Consider the following 19,628-nt stretch of genomic DNA (forward strand, 5'->3'; position numbering starts at 1 on the left):
ATCCGCAATATTTAAACTGGCGACACTTTTTCGTTTTGGAGACGCCATGATGGCCGACCGCATTCACTGGACAGTAGGGCAAGCCCAGGCCCTGTTTGATAAACCGCTGCTGGAACTGCTGTTCGAAGCGCAAACCGTACACCGTCAGCACTTCGACCCGCGTCAGGTGCAGGTCAGCACACTGCTGTCGATCAAAACCGGCGCTTGCCCGGAAGACTGTAAATACTGCCCGCAGAGCTCACGCTACAAGACCGGCCTGGAGTCGGAGCGGTTGATGCAGGTCGAGCAGGTACTGGAATCGGCGCGCAAGGCCAAGGCGAACGGCTCGACCCGTTTTTGCATGGGCGCGGCGTGGAAGAACCCGCACGAGCGCGATATGCCTTATCTGCAGCAGATGGTGCAGGGCGTGAAAGCGATGGGCATGGAAACCTGCATGACGCTGGGCACGCTTGACGGCACTCAGGCCGAGCGGCTGGCGGAAGCCGGGCTGGATTATTACAACCATAACCTCGATACCTCGCCGGAGTTCTACGGCAGCATCATCACCACCCGCAGCTACCAGGAACGCCTGGATACGCTCGACAAAGTGCGCGACGCCGGCATCAAAGTGTGCTCCGGCGGCATCGTTGGGCTGGGTGAAACGGTGCGCGACCGCGCCGGGCTGCTGGTGCAGCTAGCCAACCTGCCGAAACCGCCGGAGAGCGTGCCGATCAACATGTTGGTGAAGGTGAAAGGCACGCCGCTGGCGGATAACGATGACGTCGATCCGTTCGATTTCATCCGCACTATCGCGGTGGCGCGCATCATGATGCCGGCCTCTTATGTCCGTCTCTCCGCCGGCCGCGAACAGATGAACGAACAGACGCAGGCGATGTGCTTCATGGCCGGCGCCAACTCCATCTTCTACGGCTGCAAGCTGCTGACCACGCCGAATCCGGAAGAAGACAAAGACCTGCAGCTGTTCCGCAAGCTGGGGCTCAACCCGCAGCAGACCGCAACCGAACACGGCGACAACCAGCAACAGCAGGTGCTGGCCAAGCAACTGCTGAACGCCGATACCGCCGAGTTTTACAACGCGGCGCCGTGATGAGCTGGCAGCAACGCATCGAGCAGGCGCTGGCGGAGCGGCGCCTCAACGCCGCCTACCGCCGGCGACAGGCCACCGAGGGCGGCAACGGCCGCCAGATCCGGCTCGGCGATCGTCTCTACCTGAACTTCTCCGGTAACGACTACCTGGGGCTGAGCCAGGATGCGCGGGTGATCGCCGCCTGGCAGCAGGGCGCGCAGCGTTACGGCGTCGGCAGCGGCGGTTCGGGCCACGTCACCGGCTTTAGCGCGGCGCATCAGGCGCTGGAAGAGCAACTGGCGGCGTGGCTCGGCTATCCGCGCGCGCTGCTGTTCATCTCCGGTTACGCCGCCAACCAGGCGGTGCTGGCGGCGTTGATGCAGAAGGGCGATCGCATTTTGGCCGATCGCCTCAGCCATGCCTCGCTGCTGGAGGCGGCGGCGCAGTCGCCGGCCGAGCTGCGCCGCTTCCAGCACAATCAGCCGCAGGCGTTGGCGGATCTGCTGGCTAAACCCTGCGACGGGCAGCGGCTGGCGGTGACCGAAGGGGTGTTCAGCATGGACGGCGACGGCGCACCGTTGGCGGAGCTGCATCGCTTAACCCGCGCGGCGGGCGCCTGGCTGATGGTGGACGATGCCCACGGCGTCGGCGTGCGCGGCGAGCAAGGCCGCGGCAGCTGCTGGCAGCAGGGCGTGCGTCCTGAACTGCTGGTGGCGACCTTCGGCAAAGCGTTCGGCGTCAGCGGCGCGGCAGTGCTGTGCGATGAGGCGACCGCCGAGTATCTGCTGCAGTTCGCTCGCCATCTGATCTACAGCACCGCGATGCCGCCGGCGCAGGCCTGCGCGCTGCAGGCGGCGCTGGCCTGCATTCGAGAGGGTGATGAACTGCGCGCCCGGCTGCAGGACAACATCCGGCGTTTCCGCCAGGGCGCGGCGCCGCTGGCGCTGACCCTGACGGATTCCGACACCGCCATCCAGCCGCTGCTGGTGGGGGACAATCAGCGTGCGCTCGATCTGGCGACCCGTCTGCGCGATCGCGGCCTGTGGGTGAGCGCCATCCGTCCGCCGACGGTACCGCCGGGCGGCGCGCGGCTGCGCATTACCCTGACGGCGGCGCACCAGCCGCAGGATATCGATCGCCTGCTGGAGGTATTGCATGACGTCAGCCAATGACACAGTGAACAAACAGGCGGTCGCCTCGGCCTTCAGCCGCGCGGCCGGCAGCTACGACGCCGCCGCCGCGCTGCAGCGTGACGTTGGCGAGCGCTTACTGGGGATGGGGAGTTCCCACCCGGGCGAACGGCTGCTGGATGCCGGCTGCGGCACCGGCTATTTCAGCCGTCTGTGGCGCGAGCGCGGCAAGCAGGTGACGGCGCTCGATCTGGCGCCGGGGATGTTGGCATTCGCCCGCCAGCAACAGGCGGCGCACCATTATCTGTTGGGCGATATCGAGCAGGTGCCGTTGCCCGACGCGGCGATGGACATCTGTTTCAGCAGCCTGGTGGTGCAGTGGTGCAGCGATCTGCCCGCAGCGTTGGCGGAGCTGTATCGCGTCACCCGGCCCGGCGGTGTGATCCTGTTCTCCACGCTGGCGGCGGGCTCGCTGCAGGAATTGGGGGACGCCTGGCAACAGGTGGACGGCGAACGTCACGTGAACGCCTTCCTGCCGCTGGCGCAGATCCGCGCCGCCTGTGCCGACTATCGACACGAGCTGGTGACGGAGCTGCGTACCCTGAATTACCCGGACGTGATGACGCTGATGCGTTCGCTCAAGGGCATCGGGGCGACGCATCTGCACCAGGGACGCGAGGGCGGCCTGATGTCGCGCGGCCGCCTCGCCGCGCTGCAGGCGGCTTACCCGTGCCGGCAGGGGCAGTTCCCGCTCAGCTATCATCTGGCTTATGGAGTGATTTATCGTGATTAAACGTTGGTTCGTGACCGGCACCGACACCGAAGTGGGGAAAACCGTCGCCAGCAGCGCCTTGCTGCAGGCCGCCAATCTGGCGGGCTACCGCAGCGCCGGCTATAAGCCGGTGGCTTCCGGCAGCGAGATGACCGCCGAGGGGCTGCGCAACGGCGACGCGCTGGCGCTGCAGGCCAACAGCGGCGTGGCGCTGGGGTACGACGAAGTGAACCCTTACGTTTTTGCCGAACCGACTTCGCCGCATATCGTTAGCGCCGATGAAGGCCGGCCGATCGACGCAGCGCGGCTGTCCGACGGCCTGCGCCGGCTGGAACAGCGCGCCGACTGGGTATTGGTCGAGGGCGCCGGCGGGTGGTTTACTCCGCTGTCGGCGCAGTACACCTTCGCCGACTGGGTGCAGCAGGAGCAACTGCCGGTGCTCCTGGTGGTGGGTATCAAACTGGGCTGCATCAACCATGCGGTGTTGACGGCGCAGGCGGTGCAACAGGCGGGGCTGACGCTGGCCGGTTGGATCGCCAACGACGTGGCGCCGCCGGGGCGGCGGCATCAGGAATACCTGGCCACGCTGCGCCGCATGCTGCCGGCGCAGCTGCTAGGCGAAATCCCGCACCTGCCGCAGGCCGAACGGGCGCCGCTGGGGCAGTATCTGGACATCAGCCTGCTGGCGCAGTGAGAGGTTCTGGCTGATGAATCACAACGCCGGGTCTTATGACCCGGCGTTGGCTTTTACATGGCGGTAATACAGGCGTTATCGAGATAAAGCACGCCATTTTTCGCCAGGGCATACAGGTTGAACGTCAGGATGACATGGGTCGCCCAGACCGGGACTTTTCGTCGATTGGCGTTGAAACGATATTCGGTGTACTCGGCGTAAGCATCGGCTTTCAAGGCGGCGTCCCAGGCTGCCGGCGCGGCTTTGGCGACGAGCGAGATGCCGTTGTCCGCATGTTCCTGGATACAGGCATATTGCAGCGTCGCGAACAGATTGCCGGTACCGCCGTTGACCGTTTTCAGGGTAAAACAGGCGCCCAACTGCTCATATTGCGCGGCGGGCACGATCACTCTCACTCCGGCGTTGGTATTGGCGTTGCCCAACTTGGTCACTTTCAGGGCATTACTGCCGTTGACGCCTGCGCCGGCTTCGATACTGATAGTCACTGCGTCTGAGGTAAAGGGCTCGCTGATCGTGCCGCCTGTCACTTCCCAGCCAAACGGCTTAGCGGAAAAGGCGAACTCACCGTCTTTTAACTTGTTATTCACGGCGCCGACCAGCGTCTGGATCCCGGCGCCACCCCCACCGCCATCCAGTCGGCTATTGACGATGACAAAGTCGCCGGTACCGCTGAAATAGCGGCCGCTGGCGGTTCTTACGCCATAGAACTTCACGCTGTCGACGATAATCCCGCTACTGCCGGCCTCGGCGTAAAACAGCGACGCTTGCGCCAGTCGGCCGCCGGCGACGATGATTTCGCCGCCGTGAATCAACAGCGATGCATTTTGATTGGCGCTGCAACGGAAGGGAATTTCCATAAGCGGACTATTACCGTTGTTGAATTCCATATGGCAGCCATGCAATTCAATGCTACCGGCCTCAACGTCGGCAATCGAGCCGGCATAGTCGATCGAAGTACCGAACAGGCGGAAGGCGCCGTTGGGGTTAGCGTTGCGAACGGCCAACCCCTGGGAATTGCCGAGGGTGCCACCGAAGAAGTTGATGCCTTCGCCGAAGTTTTGGGCGCCGCTGTTCGTTGAAGGCATATGCAGGCACTCAAAACAGCGAATGACTTCACAGGCGTAGTGGTGGGCGATATAGGCATTGGTGCCGTAGTACAGGCCGTAGTAGAAGCCGGAAATATAGACGTTATTGACGGAAAAGTTGCCCAGCGGGCCTTCAGGCGAATCGAAACGGACGCCGTCGATATAGGTGTATTCGATCGTCGTTTCATCTTTGTTGTTAATCCTGGCGCCGATGCCCTTTACGGTGAAATCTTTCATGATAGGCGCCGGGCGAATAGGAACGTTGTTATCCAGCGCGCCGCTGCTGGTATAGCAGCGCAGGAAATAGTTATGGTCGCTTTCCGTGCCGTTGGGGATCTCGGTAGTGATGTTGACGCCGTTGCCGTCGATATAGACGAACCCGACATTGATATCGGTTTTAGGCGCCGACCAAAGGGCAAAAGGCGCGGCGAATCTGACAATCGCAGGGCGTTTTAACGTTTTGATGATAAAGTCTTGTGCGCCGACCAGTTCGTCGCGCGAACTGACGTAAATGCCTTCAATATTAAGACGTTCCTGCAGATTCCAGTTTTTGTTGCGCAAATCCGCGTATTGAATAAATGCCGCGTTGTTGTCTGTCATGCTTACATCCCTCGATATTATGGTGTCGGTGTGACCCCTATCGAGTATGAAAAGACGGCGGGCCCGTGCCTATTGGGCGCAGACCGGCCGTGGCTGATACAACAGCAACCTAATCGCTAACCCGACCACTCACTCCGCCAGCCCGGTGCCGATCAGCGCCTCATCCAGCTGCGTCAGCGCGCCGTGCGCCACGGTGCGCCCGCTATCGAGCAGACAAAAGCGGTCCGCCACCCGGCGCACGAACGGCAGCTGATGCTCTACCAGCAAAATGGTCATGCCCAATTCATAGTTGAGCCTGCGGATCACGTTGCCGATGTCGGCGGCGATCGACGGCGGCACGCCCGCCGTGGGTTCGTCGAGGATCAGCAGCGCCGGTTCCTGGGCCAACGCACGGCCGATCGCCAACTGGCGTTGGGCGCCTTCGCACAGATCGCCGGCGCGGCGGGTACGCATCTGGCGCAAATTGGGAAACAGGCTGTAGATCAGCGGCGGAATGCGGCGAGGGGCGCCGCGCACGGCCATCTGCGCCACCTGCAGATTCTCTTCCACGCTCAGCTGCGAGAAGAGTTGCCGCCCTTGCGGGACGTGGCTGATGCCGAGTGCGGCGCGGCGCTCCATCGGTTGCAGCAGAAGGTTTTGCGGCGGCTGATCTGCCGGCTGCCAGGTCATGCTGCCGCTCACTACCGGCAAATGCCCCATGATGCAGTTGACCAGCGTGGTCTTGCCCACGCCGTTGCGCCCGAGCAGCACGGTGCACTGGCCGCGCGGCAGCTCCAGGTTGATGTCCCACAGGGTGTGGTTTTGACCGTAGAATTGATTGACCGATCTCAGGCTCAGCATTTGGCATTCTCCTCATAGACGCTCGTTTCACTCGTTGGCGGGGGACAGCAAAGGCCGCATGCGCGGCGAATTTCCCGAGTGTGGCAATGTCTGGAACAAGATGCCGTCCGTCCGATGAGCCAGAGCAAGGTCTACGGTGGACGGAATGACAGTCAATATGTTGTTAAAAACGACGCTTGTGACGACTTGGTGTCGTTCTTGCGCTTTTACAGGCGATCGCACCGCGAGGGGTACACGCTGTGGCTGGCAGCGCATCACGCCGCCGCACCGCATTGATACGCAGGAAGATAAAGCAACTCTCAGGCCAGTTTTACCGCCGGGTGAAAACGGGGATTGTTATCGCCTTGTTAACCGCTAATCAGGCCTGACGCGCTCTGCCGCGGCGGCCTGAAAATACGCGGGGAAGTTAACCCGGACGTTTTTTGCACTCTTGTGGTGCTCTGCGGTGAGGGCGTGGTGCAAGGCATTGCGCCGCCGTCAAGCGCGATCCGCGAGAAAGGGGCCGATGCGATTTTGGCAATGGGGATTTTTAGTATTAATCGGCATAAACAAAGCGATATTTTTATGAAAAAATAACTAAAAAAGCCATTTTGGCGAGTGTAAAGGGCGAAAAGCTTTCTTTCTGTAACTCCCGCCCCGGGCGGGGCGGTGAGAGTTATCCACTATTCCTGTGGATAACCTTGTGCATTAGATTTAGAAAAACGCTGTAAAGCGAGAGCGGACGCGGGTTCTGTTCGCTTTGCCCGCATTCTCGTCTTTTTATTAAAAATGTTATATATCAATAGATTAATTAAAATCAATACACAAGGGTATTGATCAGGTCTCTATGTATGATTTTTCGACGCGGTGCTATCAATAAGTTAATTTTCGGCAAGTTCTGGGGATAAATCTGTTATTGACAATAAAAATGTCACCCGGCTGTAACCTCACGGTGCAACGGCATCGCCGCCGTGCCGGGCGCAGCGACGAATCCGCTTGAAGCTGGTTTTATATCCAGTATCATGGGCACTGGCGCAAATCGCCGACACTTTCCATAATTAGGGGCCATATCCGGCGCAGAGCCGGCTGGCCGCCTGAGCGCGCGCATCTCCACAGGGTAGCCGAGCAATGAGTAAACTTTTCAAACTGCATTCCGAGTTCAAACCGGCCGGCGATCAGCCGGAAGCCATCCGCAAGCTGGAAGAGGGGCTGGAAGACGGCCTGGCGCACCAGACGCTGCTGGGGGTCACCGGTTCGGGCAAGACATTCACCATCGCCAACGTGATAGCCGATCTGAATCGGCCGACCATGGTGCTGGCGCCGAACAAGACGCTGGCGGCGCAGCTGTACGGCGAGATGAAAGCGTTTTTCCCTGAGAATGCGGTGGAATACTTCGTCTCCTACTACGACTACTACCAGCCGGAAGCCTACGTGCCCAGCTCCGACACCTTCATTGAAAAAGACGCTTCGGTGAACGAGCACATCGAGCAGATGCGTCTTTCCGCCACCAAGGCGTTGCTGGAGCGGCGCGACGTGGTGGTGGTGGCGTCGGTGTCGGCGATATACGGTCTGGGCGATCCGGATCTTTACCTGAAGATGATGCTGCACCTGACCCAGGGGATGATCATCGATCAGCGCTCCATTTTGCGCCGCCTGGCGGAGCTGCAGTATTCCCGCAACGATCAGGCTTTCCAGCGCGCCACCTTCCGCGTGCGCGGCGAGGTGATCGACATCTTCCCGGCGGAATCGGACGAGCTGGCGCTGCGCGTCGAGCTGTTCGACGAAGAAGTGGAACGGCTGTCGCTGTTCGATCCGCTGACCGGGCAGATTGAGCAGGTGGTGCCGCGTTTTACCATTTACCCGAAGTCGCACTACGTGACGCCGCGCGAGCGGATCATGCAGGCGATGGAAGAGATCAAGGTCGATCTGGCGGACCGCCGCAAGGTGCTGCTGGCCAACAACAAGCTGCTGGAAGAGCAACGCCTGACGCAGCGCACCCAGTTCGATCTGGAGATGATGAACGAGCTGGGCTACTGCTCGGGCATCGAAAACTACTCGCGCTACCTTTCCGGGCGTGCCGAGGGCGAGCCGCCGCCGACGCTGTTCGACTACCTGCCGGCGGACGGCCTGCTGGTGGTCGACGAATCCCACGTCACCATTCCGCAGATCGGCGCGATGTTCAAAGGCGACCGCGCGCGCAAGGAAACGCTGGTGGAGTACGGCTTCCGTCTGCCGTCGGCGCTGGACAACCGCCCGCTGCGCTTCGAGGAGTTCGAGGCGCTGGCGCCGCAGACCATCTATGTTTCCGCCACGCCGGGCAAATATGAGCTGGAGAAATCCGGCGGCGATCTGATCGATCAGGTGGTGAGGCCGACCGGGCTGCTGGATCCGATCGTGGAAGTGCGGCCGGTCGCTACTCAGGTGGACGATCTGCTCTCCGAGATCCGCAAGCGCGCGGCGATCAACGAGCGCGTGCTGGTGACCACCCTGACCAAACGCATGGCGGAAGACCTGACCGAATACCTGGAAGAGCATGGCGAGCGCGTGCGCTACCTGCACTCGGATATCGATACCGTGGAGCGGGTCGAAATCATCCGTGACCTGCGTCTGGGCGAGTTTGACGTGCTGGTGGGTATCAACCTGCTGCGTGAGGGCCTCGACATGCCTGAGGTGTCGCTGGTGGCGATTCTGGACGCCGACAAGGAAGGCTTCCTGCGTTCCGAGCGTTCACTGATCCAGACCATCGGCCGCGCGGCGCGTAACCTGAACGGCAAGGCGATCCTGTATGGCGATCGCATCACCGATTCGATGGCCAAGGCGATCGGTGAAACCGAGCGGCGCCGCGCCAAGCAGCAGGCCTATAACGAAGTCAACGGCATCGTGCCGCAGGGGCTGAACAAGAAGATCGGCGATATTCTGCAGATCGGTCAGCCGGTCAACCGCGCCAAGGGGAAAGGCAGGAGCAAGGCGGCGGACGGTGGCGCTCAACTGCAGAACCTCACGCCGAAAGCGCTGGATCAGAAAATCCGCGATCTGGAGGCGCAGATGTACACCCATGCGCAGAACCTGGAGTTCGAGCAGGCGGCTGCGCTGCGCGACGAAATCCACCAGCTGCGCGAGCAGTTCATCGCGATTTCCTGACCGTTGGACGGCGCCCGCGCTGTGGGCGTCAAAATTCCTTGTCGGCCGCGTCAAAGCTGTTATGGTGTGCGGCCCGATTTGACCACGAAGAGTACCGAACATGAGCCAACACCAGTCTAAAGACCCGCTGCACGGCGTGACGCTGGAGCAACTGCTGAATAAACTGGTGGATCACTACGGTTGGTCCGAACTGGGCGCGCGCATTCGCATCAACTGTTTCCGCAGCGATCCGAGCATCAAGTCCAGTCTGAAGTTTTTGCGTCGCACGCCCTGGGCGCGCAAAGAGGTGGAAGATCTGTATATCGATATGGTCAGCCATCCCGCCCCGGCCAGCGATAACCCCTGGCTGCGCGGGCGCGACGGCTAAATTCGGTCAGCGGCGGGCAGCCAGCTCCACCAGCGCGTGATCCAGCGCCTGGCGCAGCAGCTGGCGATCGTGGCGGTAGGGGATGTCGCTCGCTTCCAGCGGCTGTTGAATCACCACCCGATCCTGCACTTCACTGGTGTCCACCGCCGGGCCGACAATCAGCGCATCGATCATCCGGCGGCCGATCTTCTCTTCCATCAGCGTCAGCTTATCCTTTAACGACAGTGCCGCGGCGGCCACGCTCAGTTCGCGGCCGAGGTTGCCGATATAGATCATGCTGGCGCTGCTGCGGCGCAGCGCCTGGGTGAGATCGTCCAGCAGCAGCAGCGGCATCAGGCTGGTGAGGAAACTGCCCGGCCCGATCAGGATCACGTCGGCTTGCGCGATGGCGTCCAGCGCTTCGCGCGTGGCGTTGACCGGGGGCGACAGCATCAGCTCCTGCGGCATAAGAGTCAGTTGGTCGACATTCACTTCACCGTAAACATGGTTGCCTTCGTGATCGTGCGCCATCAAATCCACCGGCTGCTCCGACATCGGGATCAGCGCCGCGTCCACCTTCAGCAGGCTGCGCACCAGGTTGATCGCTTCCAGCGGGCGCACGCTCAGGTGATCCAGCGCTTTCAACATCAGGTTGCCCAGGTTATGGCCGGCCAGTTCGCCGTTGCCGCTGAAGCGGTATTCGAACATCGCCGAGGCGACGCTCGGCTCGGTGATCAGCTGGTTGAGGCAGTTGCGGGTATCGCCCCAGGCAATGCCGCCTTCCGAACGGCGGATGCGGCCGGTGGAACCGCCGTTGTCGGTGGTGGTGACGATGCCGGTCAGGCGGGAGCCTAAGGACGACAGGGCCGACATCACACGGCCCAGACCGTGTCCGCCGCCCAACGCCACCACGCGGTCGAGATCGGCGAGGGTACGATTACGCATAAATTTCCTTACAAAGGGGCTGAACTGCCCGCATAAGGTAGCGGATCCGGCATAAAAACGCGATAAAGAGTGTCATTTGCGTGATTCTGGTCAATTCGTCCACGCAAGCGATGTTTATCATGGTTTACCCGAATAGACGGCGTCTAAAAACGCTGTATAGACAATTATATAGCGAATTAACGCGTTGGCTATCGTTGCCGATTAGCGCTAGAATTCTGCTGAAAACCACGGTTTCATTCCGGCTACTCAAGGTAGCGGGAAGAGAAATCAAACTCCTAGCCCCTGCGCCTACGTTGTTCATCCGGAACGATATGGCGCCTGGGCCGTGGCGAAGTCAGCCACCAGGGTGCAGAGGGGAAACGCTCGCATCTCCCGACTTTGGAAAGGTGTTATGGTACCGCAACTCATTGATGCTTATGAGCGCAAGTTCTATTACCTGCGCTTGTCGATCACCGACGTGTGCAACTTTCGTTGCACCTATTGTCTGCCCGATGGCTACAAGCCGAGCGGCAGCCCGAAAAGCTTCCTGTCGCTGGATGAAATCCGCCGCGTCAGCCGCGCGTTCGCCGAACTGGGCACCGAAAAGGTGCGCCTGACCGGCGGCGAGCCTTCGCTGCGCCGTGATTTTGCCGAGATCATCGCCGCCGTGCGGGAAAACCTGGCCATCCGCACGCTGGCGGTCACCACCAACGGCTACCGTCTGGCGCGCGACGTCGCCGCCTGGCGTGACGCCGGTCTGACGGCGATCAACGTCAGCATCGACAGCCTGGATCCCCGTCAGTTTCACGCCATCACCGGTCAGGACAAGTTCCGCCAGGTGATGGACGGCATCGATGCCGCCTTCAGCGCCGGTTTCAGCAAGGTCAAGGTCAACGCCGTGCTGATGCGCGACGTCAATCACCAGCAGCTCGGCGCCTTTCTCGCCTGGATCAAGGATCGGCCGATCCAACTGCGTTTTATCGAACTGATGGAAACCGGCGAGGGCGGCGAGCTGTTTCGCAAACACCACGTTTCCGGCGAAGTGATTCGCCGGCAGCTGGAACAGCAGGGCTGGCAGCGCCAGGCGCGCGGCCGCAGCGACGGCCCGGCGCAGGTGTTCAGCCACCCGGACTACCAGGGTGAGGTGGGTCTTATCATGCCGTATGAGAAAGACTTCTGCGCCAGCTGCAACCGGCTGCGCGTTTCTTCCATCGGCAATCTGCACCTGTGCCTGTTCGGCGAGCAGGGGGTGCCCCTGCGCGATCTGCTGGCGGACGACGGCCAGCTCGATGCGCTGAAGGCGCGCATTCAGAGCGGGCTGCTGAGCAAGAAGCAGACCCATTTCCTGCATCAGGGCAACAGCGGGATCACCCAGAACCTGTCGTTTATCGGCGGCTGACAGCCAATAGGAGCTTATTGAACCATGAGCCATGCGAGCAGCGAGTTTATTGCGGCGCATATCGCCATCCTGACCGTGTCCGACAGCCGCGGCGCGGCGGAAGACACCTCCGGCCAATATCTGCAGGACGCGGCGCAGGAAGCCGGCCATCAGGTGGTGGATCGCGCCATCGTCAAAGATGACATTTACCAGATCCGCGCGCGGGTTTCCGCGTGGATCGCCGATGACAACGTGCAGGCGGTGCTGATCACCGGCGGCACCGGTTTTACCGCGCGCGACAACACGCCGGAAGCGCTGTTGCCGCTGTTCGACAGAGAGGTGGAAGGGTTCGGCGAACTGTTCCGCATGGTGTCGTACGAAGAGATCGGCACCGCGACGATCCAGTCGCGCGCGCTGGCCGGCCTGGCCAACCGCACGGTGATTTTCGCCATGCCGGGTTCCACCCGCGCCTGCCGCACCGCCTGGGAGCGGATTATCGAAGAGCAGTTGGACGCGCGCCATCGGCCGTGCAACTTCCAGCCCCATTTAAAGAAGCCCTGAGTCATGACACAGCTAACCCACATTAACGCCGCCGGCGAAGCCCATATGGTCGACGTTTCCGCCAAGGCCGAAACGGTGCGCGAGGCGCGCGCCGAAGCCTTCGTCGAGATGCTGCCCGCCACGCTGGCGATGATCGTCGACGGCAGCCATCACAAGGGCGACGTGTTCGCCACGGCGCGCATCGCCGGCATTCAGGCGGCCAAACGCACCTGGGAGCTGATCCCGCTGTGCCACCCGCTGATGCTGAGCAAAGTCGAAGTGCAGCTGGAGGCGCAAACGGAGCACAGCCGGGTGCGCATCGAAACCTGCTGCCGGCTGACCGGCAAAACCGGCGTCGAGATGGAGGCGCTGACCGCCGCCTCGGTGGCGGCATTGACCATCTATGACATGTGCAAAGCGGTACAGAAAGACATGGTGATCGGCCCGGTGCGCCTGCTGGCGAAAAGCGGCGGCAAATCCGGCGATTTTAAGGTGAACGCATGATCGATATTCTTTTCTTCGCGCAGGTGCGCGAACTGGTGGGTACCGGCGCGCTGTCGATGCCGGCGGATTACCCGACCGTCGAGGCGCTGCGCCAGGCGCTGTGCGCGCGCGGCGATCGCTGGGCGCTGGCGCTGGAGTCCGGCAAACTGCTGGCGGCGGTCAATCAGTCGCTGGTGGCGGCGGATCATCCGCTGCGCGCCGGCGATGAGGTGGCCTTCTTCCCGCCGGTCACCGGGGGGTAAGCATGGAAAACACCCGCATTCGCGTGGGCGAAGCGCCGTTCAACGTCGGCGACGAGTATCAGTGGCTGGCGCAGTGCGACGCCGACGGCGCGGTGGTGACCTTCACCGGCAAGGTGCGCAACCATAACCTTGGGGACGACGTCAGCGCGCTGACGCTGGAACACTACCCCGGCATGACCGAGAAGGCGCTGGCGGAGATTGTGGCCGAGGCGCGCAGCCGCTGGCCGCTGCAGCGCGTGACGGTGATCCACCGCGTTGGCGCGCTGTATCCCGGCGACGAGATCGTGTTCGTTGGCGTGACCGGCGCGCACCGCAGCATGGCGTTCGCCGCCAGCGAGTTCATCATGGACTACCTGAAGACCCGCGCGCCGTTCTGGAAGCGCGAAGCGACCGGCCAGGGCGATCGTTGGGTGGACGCTCGCGACAGCGATCGCGAGGCCGCGCAGCGCTGGCACGACGCGGCTAAATAACGCGTCAACAGCGGAAACAAATCAAGACCTTTGCCGCTTTCGCGCGGCCTATTCTGTGGTACGCTTATAGCAGGCGAAGCCCCGTTCGCGGGGCTTCGGAATCTTGTTTACAACGCAAAAGGTAACCGTCATGGACCGATATCCACGCTCTAATGGTTCAATCGTCGAACGTGCCAACAGCGGCATTCAGGCCTACATGGCGCAGGTTTACGGCTGGATGACCTGCGGTCTGCTGCTGACGGCGTTCGTTTCCTGGTATGCGGCCAATACGCCCGCGATCCTCAACTTCATCTTCTCCAGCCAGATCACCTTCTTCGGTCTGATTATCGCCCAGTTGGCGCTGGTGTTCGTGATTTCCGGCATGGTCAACCGCCTGAGCGGCGCGGTGGCCACCTCGCTGTTCATGCTCTACTCGGCGCTGACCGGGTTGACGCTGTCGAGCATCTTCATCGCTTATACCTACAGCTCGATCGCCAGCACCTTCGTGGTCACCGCCGGCATGTTCGGCGCCATGAGCCTGTACGGCTACACCACCAAGCGCGATCTGAGCGGCTTTGGCAGCATGCTGTTCATGGCATTGATCGGCATCGTGCTGGCCTCGTTGGTGAACATCTGGCTGAAAAGCACCGCGCTGATGTGGGCGATTACCTACATTGGGGTGGTGGTGTTCGTCGGTCTGACCGCGTACGACACGCAAAAACTCAAGGCGATGGGCGAGCAGCTGAACGCCGATGATAAAGACGGCTTCCGCAAGTACGCCATCGTCGGCGCGCTGACGCTGTATCTCGACTTTATCAACCTGTTCCTGATGTTGCTGCGCATCTTCGGCAACCGCCGCTAAATCCGTCGTCTTTCAAGCCTTAGGGTATCTGGCGATCAAAAAGCTCTGCATGTGATATGCAGAGCTTTTTTTATGCGATCTTGCGGCGGAACAGCGCGTAGGCGGCGCTGCCGGTGGTGGCGGTGATCACCAGCAGCGGCCACAGGCTGCGCCAGATGATGCTGAAGCTGGCGTCCTTCAGGTAGATCTGCTTGGTGATGTCGGTGAAGTGGCGTATCGGGTTCACCCAGGTCAGATCCTGCAGCCACACCGGCATATTCTCCACCGGCGAGACGTAACCCGAGAGCAGGATCGCCGGCATCATGAACACGAACACGCCGATAAACGCCTGCTGCTGAGTGGCGCACAGCGACGAGATCAGCAGGCCGAAACCGACCAGCGACAGCCCGTAGAGCAGCATGGTGGCATAGAACAGCAACAGCGATCCGGCGAACGGGATCTGGTACAGGAAGATGCCGATCAACAGCACGATGCTGGACTGGAAGCTGGCGACGATCAGCGCCGGCACCGCCTTGCCGATAAAGATCTGCCAGGTGGTGAGCGGCGAGACCAGCAGCTGTTCCAGCGTGCCCTGTTCGCGTTCGCGCGCCACCGACAGCGAGGTGACGATCAGCACGCCGATGGTGGTGATCATGGCGATCAGCGACGGTACCACAAACCATTTGTAGTCCAGATTCGGGTTATACCAGTTGCGCACCACCAGTTCGCTGTTGTTGGGTTTGGCGCGGTTGCCGAGCAGCTCGTTCTGATATTCCTGCACGATCTGCTGCACGTAGTTGGCGGCGATCTGTGCGCTGTTGGAGTTGCGCCCGTCGAGCAGCAGCTGCAGCGGCGCGGTGTGGCCGGCGGCGATATCGCGCGAGAACTGCGCCGGGAAGCGGATCAGCAGCAGCGCCCGCTGGTTGTCGATGGTGGTCTTTATCTCCTGAGGATTGAGCAGCAGCAGCACATGGGAGAAGGCTTTGGCCTTGGCGAAGCGTTGGGTCAGCTCCACCGAGGCCTGGCCGCTGTCCTCGCTGTAGACCGCGATGGTGGCGTTGGTGACTTCCAGCGTCGCGGCGAACGGGAACAGCAGCACCTGCAGGATCACCGGCATGATCAGGATGGCGCGGGTTTGCGGATCGCGCAGCAGCGCCTGCATTTCCTTGATGATAAGCGTCAACAGACGGTGAAACATCGCTCTTTCTCCTTAATCCAGCCGGCGCTGGGTTTTCCAGGCCGTCAGGCCGATGAACACCACGGCGGAAGCGATCAGGAACAGCAGATTGATCGCCAGCACGGTGCCGACGTTGCCCGCCAGGAACAGCGTTTGCAGCGTGCTGACGAAGTAACGCGCCGGAATGATGTAGGTCACCGCGCGCACGATGGCCGGCATGCTGTCGATCTGGAAAATGAAGCCGGACAGCATGATCGACGGCAGAAAGGCGGCGTTCAGCGCCACCATCGCCGCGTTGAACTGGTTGCGGGTGAGGGTGGAGATCAGCAGGCCCATGCCGAGGGTGCTGGCGAGGAACAGGCTGCTGATCAGCAGCAGGATCGGCAGCGAACCGCGATAGGGCACGCCGAGCACCCACACCGCCACCGCCATGCACAGCGCCATGGCGATCATGCCGAGGAAGTAATAGGGGATCAGCTTGGAGAGCAGCAGCTCGCTGCGCGTCACCTGGGTGGACAGCAGAGCCTCCATGGTGCCGCGCTCCCATTCGCGGGCGATCACCAGCGAGGTGAGAATGGCGCCGATCACCGTCATGATGATGGTGATGGCGCCGGGAATGATGTAGTGCCGGCTGATGGCCGCCGGGTTGAACCAGTAGCGCATCTGCACGTCAATCAGCGGCTGGTCGCTGCTCCCCCGATCGGCGGCGCGTTGCTGTTGCCAAACTTGCCATACGCCCTGGGCATAGCCCTGCACGAAGTTGGCGGTGTTCGGCTCGCTGCCGTCGGTGATCACCTGGATAGGGGCGCTGTCGTGCGGGCGCGCCATGCGCTGGTCGAAATCCACCGGGATCACCACCAGGCCGCGGATCGTGCCGGCCTGCATCTGCTGGATCAGCTGCTGGCGGTTATCGCTGATGGTCGGTTCGATATAGGGCGAACCGGCGAAGGCGTGGGCCAAATCGCGCGCGTCTTCGCTCTGTTGTTCCATCAGAATGCCCAGATGCAGCTTGCTGGAGTCCAGGTTGATGCCGTAGCCGAAGATAAACAGCAGCATCAGCGGGATGACGAAGGCGATCAGGCCGCTGCTGGGATCGCGCAGTATCTGCCGCGTCTCCTTCAGGCACAGCGCGCGCAGCCGGCGCCAGGAGAAGCCGCCGTCGTCGATTGGGGGTCGGTTATCGCTCACCGCGTTTCCTCCTCGTCGTAGCCCTGCACCAGCTCGATAAACGCCTGCTCCATCGAAGGGCTGGGATTGTCGTCGCGCGCCACCTGTTGTTTGAGATCGTCCGGCGTGCCGGCGGCGATGATCTTGCCGCGATACACCAGGCCGATGCGGTCGCAGTATTCCGCCTCGTCCATAAAGTGGGTGGTCACCATCACCGTGACGCCCTTGTCGACCATGCCGTTGATGTGCAGCCAGAACTCGCGCCGCGTCAGCGGATCGACGCCGGAAGTCGGTTCGTCGAGGAACAGAATATCCGGTTCGTGCATCAGCGCGCAGGCCAGCGCCAGGCGCTGTTTGAAGCCGAGCGGCAGCGCGTCCGGCGTCTGATCGAGGATCGGCGCGAAGTTGAAGGCGCGCGACATTTCGTCGATTTTGTCGCGCTGCGCCTTGCCGCTCAGGCCGTAGACACCGGAGAAGAACTTCAGGTTCTGCGCCACCGTCAGGTTGCCGTACAGCGAGAATTTTTGCGCCATGTAGCCGAGGCGTTGGCGCGCCTTGCCGGAACTGGTCTTCAGATCCATCCCCAGCACCAGCGCCTTGCCGCCGGACGGCACTAGCAGGCCGCACATCATTTTGAAGGTGGTGGACTTGCCGGCGCCGTTCGGGCCGAGCAGGCCGAAGATTTCTCCGCGCCGCACCTGAAAGTCGACGTGATCGGTGGCGGCGAAGTCGCCGAATTTTTTGGTCAGCTGCACCGCTTCGATCACCGTTTCGCCGCTTTCACCGTTGACGGTCGGCATGATCTCCGCCAGCGCCGAGCGATGGTTGGGGCCGCCGCCGAGCAGATCGATAAACGCATCCTCGAAGCGCGGATCCGCTTCGTCCAGTTCGGCGTCCGGTAGATCCAGCGCCTGCAGCAGCTGCCGGTGATCTTCGCCTTCTTTCAGGATCAGGCGCAGGTACTTGCCCTGGATCACGCCGTCGGTGACCGCCGGCAGGCAGATCGCCCGCTGCAGCAACGATCGATGGCTGCCCGGCGGCGCGGCGATCAACACCGTGCGCCCGGCCATGCGCTGGGTCAGATCCTGCGGCGCGCCGCTGAACAGCAGCTCACCCTCGTTGAGCAACAGCACTTCGCGGCACTGCTCGGCCTCGTCGAGATAAGAGGTGCTCCACAGGATCAACATGCCGTCGTTGGCCAGCTCGTGCACCATGCGCCACAGCTCGCGGCGCGAGATCGGATCGACGCCGACGCCCGGCTCATCCAGCAGCAGCACCTGGGGTTCGCCCACCAGCGTGCAGGCCAGTCCCAGTTTTTGCTTCATGCCGCCGGACAGCTTGCCCGCCAGGCGCTCGGTGAAACGCGTCAGATCGGTAAATTTCAATAGCCGTTCGAAGGTCTGGCGCCGCAGATCGCCGGTAACGCCGCGCAGATCGGCGTACAGCGTCAGGTTCTCCATCACCGTCAGATCCTCATACAGCCCGAACTTCTGCGGCATGTAGCCGAGGATCGCGTGCAGTTGACGATCCTGCTCGATCGGATCCAGCCCGGCGACCCGCAGCTTGCCGCTGCTGGGCTGCAGCAGCCCGGCCAGCATGCGCAGCAGGGTGGTTTTGCCGGCGCCGTCCGGCCCGACCAGCCCGATGACCGCGCCGCTGCGCAGGGTGGTGGTCAGGCTGGCGACCGCCGGTTTCTCAAGCGACGGGAAGCGCTTTTCCAGCCCTTCCAACTCGATGGTGTGCGCCTGTTCCATGGCCGGCCTCAGGGTTTGGTGAAGCGCAGGGTGACCGGCATGCCCTGACGCAGCGCGTCGTCGGCGTCGGTGACGATCACCCGCAGGCGATACACCAGATCGGTGCGCAGATCCGGTGTTTCAACGCTTTTCGGCGTGAATTCCGCGGTCGGCGAGACGAAACCGATCTTGCCGTGGTAAGGCTTGCCGGGGCGGCCGTCGGTGTAAATTTCCAGCTCGGTGCCGGGCACCGCCTGGTTCAGGCTGGTCTCGTTGACGTAGGCGCGCACCCACACCGGCCGGGTCAGCGACAGGGTGAACACCGTGCCGCCGGCGCCGAGCATGGTGCCCGGCTCTACCGCGCGGGTCAGCACCGTGCCGGCGGACGGGGAGACCAGCGTGGCGTCTTGCAGGTTCAATTGCGCCTGCGCCAACGCCGCTTCGCTTTGCGCCACCTCGGCCTTGGCCTGTTCAATCTCTTGCGGGCGATTGCCGCTGCGGTATTGCGACAGCTTGTCCTTCGCCGCTTGCAAATTGGCCTGCGCCTGATTGCGGGCGGTGCGCGCATCCTCCAGCGCGTCGGCGGACGTGGCGTTTTTCGCCCACAGCCCTTGCTGGCGCTTCAGGAAGCTGTCGGCGTAGGCGAAGGCGGACTGGCGCTGCGCCATTTCTGACTGCACCTGGGCGATCTCTTCGGTGCGATAGCCGGCCTGAAGCAGCGACAGTTTGGCACGCGCGCTGCCGACGTTGGCCTCGGCCTGCTGCAGCGCGTTGCGATAGGGGGCATCGTCCAGTTTGCCGAGCAGCTGGCCCGGCTGAACGGTATCGCCTTCATCCACCGTCAGCGACGCCAGGCGGCCGTCGACGCGGAAGCCGAGGTTGACCGTGCGGATATCGACGTTGCCGTACAGCGTCAGCGGCTTATCCTGCTGCTGTTGGTAATGCCAGACCGCGTAAGCGGCGGCCGCGATCAGCAGAATTAACAACACGACCAAGGCACTGCGTTTTTTGTTCATAACA

19 protein-coding genes and 1 riboswitch are annotated in these 19,628 nt (G+C 62.1%); of the genes, 12 read left to right on the forward strand and 7 right to left on the reverse strand.

The genetic code is table 11. The features are described 5' to 3' along the window. Positions 1 to 49 precede the first annotated feature (49 nt). From bioB to bioD, 4 genes are read left to right on the forward strand one after another with little or no spacing between them, the layout of a single operon-like run. On the forward strand, positions 50 to 1,087 hold the full coding sequence (gene bioB / locus AC2CGI_RS07370) for a biotin synthase BioB (RefSeq protein WP_025160023.1): 1,038 nt from the start codon (positions 50 to 52) through the stop codon (positions 1,085 to 1,087). Next, positions 1,087 to 2,238 (forward strand): 8-amino-7-oxononanoate synthase, encoded by a 1,152-nt coding sequence (gene bioF, locus AC2CGI_RS07375; RefSeq protein ID WP_076740470.1) that lies wholly within the window; start codon positions 1,087 to 1,089, stop codon positions 2,236 to 2,238. Before bioB ends, bioF begins: the two co-directional genes overlap by 1 nt. Then, positions 2,222 to 2,989 (forward strand): malonyl-ACP O-methyltransferase BioC, encoded by a 768-nt coding sequence (gene bioC, locus AC2CGI_RS07380; protein WP_015377013.1) that lies wholly within the window; start codon positions 2,222 to 2,224, stop codon positions 2,987 to 2,989. Before bioF ends, bioC begins: the two co-directional genes overlap by 17 nt. Then, on the forward strand, positions 2,982 to 3,662 hold the full coding sequence (bioD, locus tag AC2CGI_RS07385) for a dethiobiotin synthase (protein ID WP_076740469.1): 681 nt from the start codon (positions 2,982 to 2,984) through the stop codon (positions 3,660 to 3,662). The genes bioC and bioD overlap by 8 nt, the downstream gene beginning before the upstream one ends. Before the next feature lie 53 nt (positions 3,663 to 3,715). Here the strand turns inward: bioD and AC2CGI_RS07390 are convergent, their stop codons facing one another. Further along, positions 3,716 to 5,347, reverse strand: coding sequence for a hypothetical protein (locus AC2CGI_RS07390; protein ID WP_076740468.1), 1,632 nt, complete (start codon positions 5,345 to 5,347; stop codon positions 3,716 to 3,718). A gap of 129 nt (positions 5,348 to 5,476) precedes the next feature. Continuing rightward, the gene (locus AC2CGI_RS07395) at positions 5,477 to 6,187 is read right to left on the reverse strand and encodes an ATP-binding cassette domain-containing protein (protein ID WP_076740467.1); all 711 of its coding nucleotides are present in this window, start codon (positions 6,185 to 6,187) and stop codon (positions 5,477 to 5,479) included. Between the two features lie 1,107 nt (positions 6,188 to 7,294). Between AC2CGI_RS07395 and uvrB the strand changes: the two genes are divergently transcribed. Both uvrB and AC2CGI_RS07405 read left to right on the forward strand, forming a co-directional pair. Then, positions 7,295 to 9,307 carry an excinuclease ABC subunit UvrB gene (uvrB, locus tag AC2CGI_RS07400; RefSeq protein ID WP_076740466.1) on the forward strand — a complete coding sequence of 671 codons (2,013 nt, stop codon included), beginning with the start codon at positions 7,295 to 7,297 and terminating at the stop codon, positions 9,305 to 9,307. Between the two features lie 100 nt (positions 9,308 to 9,407). Continuing rightward, positions 9,408 to 9,674 (forward strand): VF530 family protein, encoded by a 267-nt coding sequence (locus AC2CGI_RS07405; RefSeq protein ID WP_004939783.1) that lies wholly within the window; start codon positions 9,408 to 9,410, stop codon positions 9,672 to 9,674. A gap of 6 nt (positions 9,675 to 9,680) precedes the next feature. Here AC2CGI_RS07405 and AC2CGI_RS07410 read toward each other — a convergent pair whose 3' ends face one another. Further along, the gene (locus AC2CGI_RS07410) at positions 9,681 to 10,598 is read right to left on the reverse strand and encodes a gluconeogenesis factor YvcK family protein (RefSeq protein WP_004939781.1); all 918 of its coding nucleotides are present in this window, start codon (positions 10,596 to 10,598) and stop codon (positions 9,681 to 9,683) included. A gap of 260 nt (positions 10,599 to 10,858) precedes the next feature. Next, positions 10,859 to 11,003: riboswitch (molybdenum cofactor riboswitch) on the forward strand. Between AC2CGI_RS07410 and moaA the strand changes: the two genes are divergently transcribed. The 6 genes from moaA to AC2CGI_RS07440 all read left to right on the forward strand — a co-directional run bounded on the left by moaA (position 10,990) and on the right by AC2CGI_RS07440 (position 14,552). Beyond that, entirely contained in the window at positions 10,990 to 11,976 is a 987-nt protein-coding gene (gene moaA / locus AC2CGI_RS07415; protein ID WP_076740465.1) for a GTP 3',8-cyclase MoaA, read from the forward strand. Its footprint overlaps the riboswitch before it by 14 nt. A gap of 24 nt (positions 11,977 to 12,000) precedes the next feature. Then, positions 12,001 to 12,516: a molybdenum cofactor biosynthesis protein B gene (moaB, locus tag AC2CGI_RS07420; RefSeq protein WP_015377018.1), complete on the forward strand. Its 516-nt coding sequence runs from the start codon at positions 12,001 to 12,003 to the stop codon at positions 12,514 to 12,516. 3 nt (positions 12,517 to 12,519) lie between these two features. Continuing rightward, on the forward strand, positions 12,520 to 12,999 hold the full coding sequence (gene moaC, locus AC2CGI_RS07425; RefSeq protein WP_004939770.1) for a cyclic pyranopterin monophosphate synthase MoaC: 480 nt from the start codon (positions 12,520 to 12,522) through the stop codon (positions 12,997 to 12,999). After that, a complete protein-coding gene (moaD, locus tag AC2CGI_RS07430) occupies positions 12,996 to 13,241 on the forward strand; it encodes a molybdopterin synthase sulfur carrier subunit (protein WP_004939768.1) in 246 nt (81 codons plus the stop codon). Before moaC ends, moaD begins: the two co-directional genes overlap by 4 nt. A 2-nt stretch (positions 13,242 to 13,243) precedes the next feature. After that, complete coding sequence (gene moaE, locus AC2CGI_RS07435) at positions 13,244 to 13,711, forward strand: molybdopterin synthase catalytic subunit MoaE (RefSeq protein WP_004939764.1); 468 nt, start codon at positions 13,244 to 13,246, stop codon at positions 13,709 to 13,711. 130 nt (positions 13,712 to 13,841) lie between these two features. Then, positions 13,842 to 14,552 (forward strand): Bax inhibitor-1/YccA family protein, encoded by a 711-nt coding sequence (locus AC2CGI_RS07440; RefSeq protein ID WP_004939761.1) that lies wholly within the window; start codon positions 13,842 to 13,844, stop codon positions 14,550 to 14,552. A 70-nt stretch (positions 14,553 to 14,622) separates the two neighbouring features. Here AC2CGI_RS07440 and AC2CGI_RS07445 read toward each other — a convergent pair whose 3' ends face one another. Genes AC2CGI_RS07445 through hlyD form a run of 4 tightly spaced genes read right to left on the reverse strand, consistent with a single transcriptional unit; the run spans position 14,623 to position 19,624 of the window. Beyond that, positions 14,623 to 15,729, reverse strand: coding sequence for an ABC transporter permease (locus AC2CGI_RS07445; protein ID WP_076740464.1), 1,107 nt, complete (start codon positions 15,727 to 15,729; stop codon positions 14,623 to 14,625). A 12-nt stretch (positions 15,730 to 15,741) separates the two neighbouring features. Then, positions 15,742 to 16,896 (reverse strand): ABC transporter permease, encoded by a 1,155-nt coding sequence (locus AC2CGI_RS07450; RefSeq protein WP_004939756.1) that lies wholly within the window; start codon positions 16,894 to 16,896, stop codon positions 15,742 to 15,744. Next, positions 16,893 to 18,629, reverse strand: a complete 1,737-nt coding sequence (locus AC2CGI_RS07455; RefSeq protein ID WP_076740463.1) for an ATP-binding cassette domain-containing protein — start codon at positions 18,627 to 18,629, stop codon at positions 16,893 to 16,895. The genes AC2CGI_RS07450 and AC2CGI_RS07455 overlap by 4 nt, the downstream gene beginning before the upstream one ends. Positions 18,630 to 18,637: 8 nt before the next feature. Next, positions 18,638 to 19,624, reverse strand: coding sequence for a secretion protein HlyD (gene hlyD, locus AC2CGI_RS07460; RefSeq protein ID WP_076740462.1), 987 nt, complete (start codon positions 19,622 to 19,624; stop codon positions 18,638 to 18,640). Between the last annotated feature and the right edge of the window lie 4 nt (positions 19,625 to 19,628).

The organism is Serratia sp. LSHTC3 (assembly GCF_057197125.1).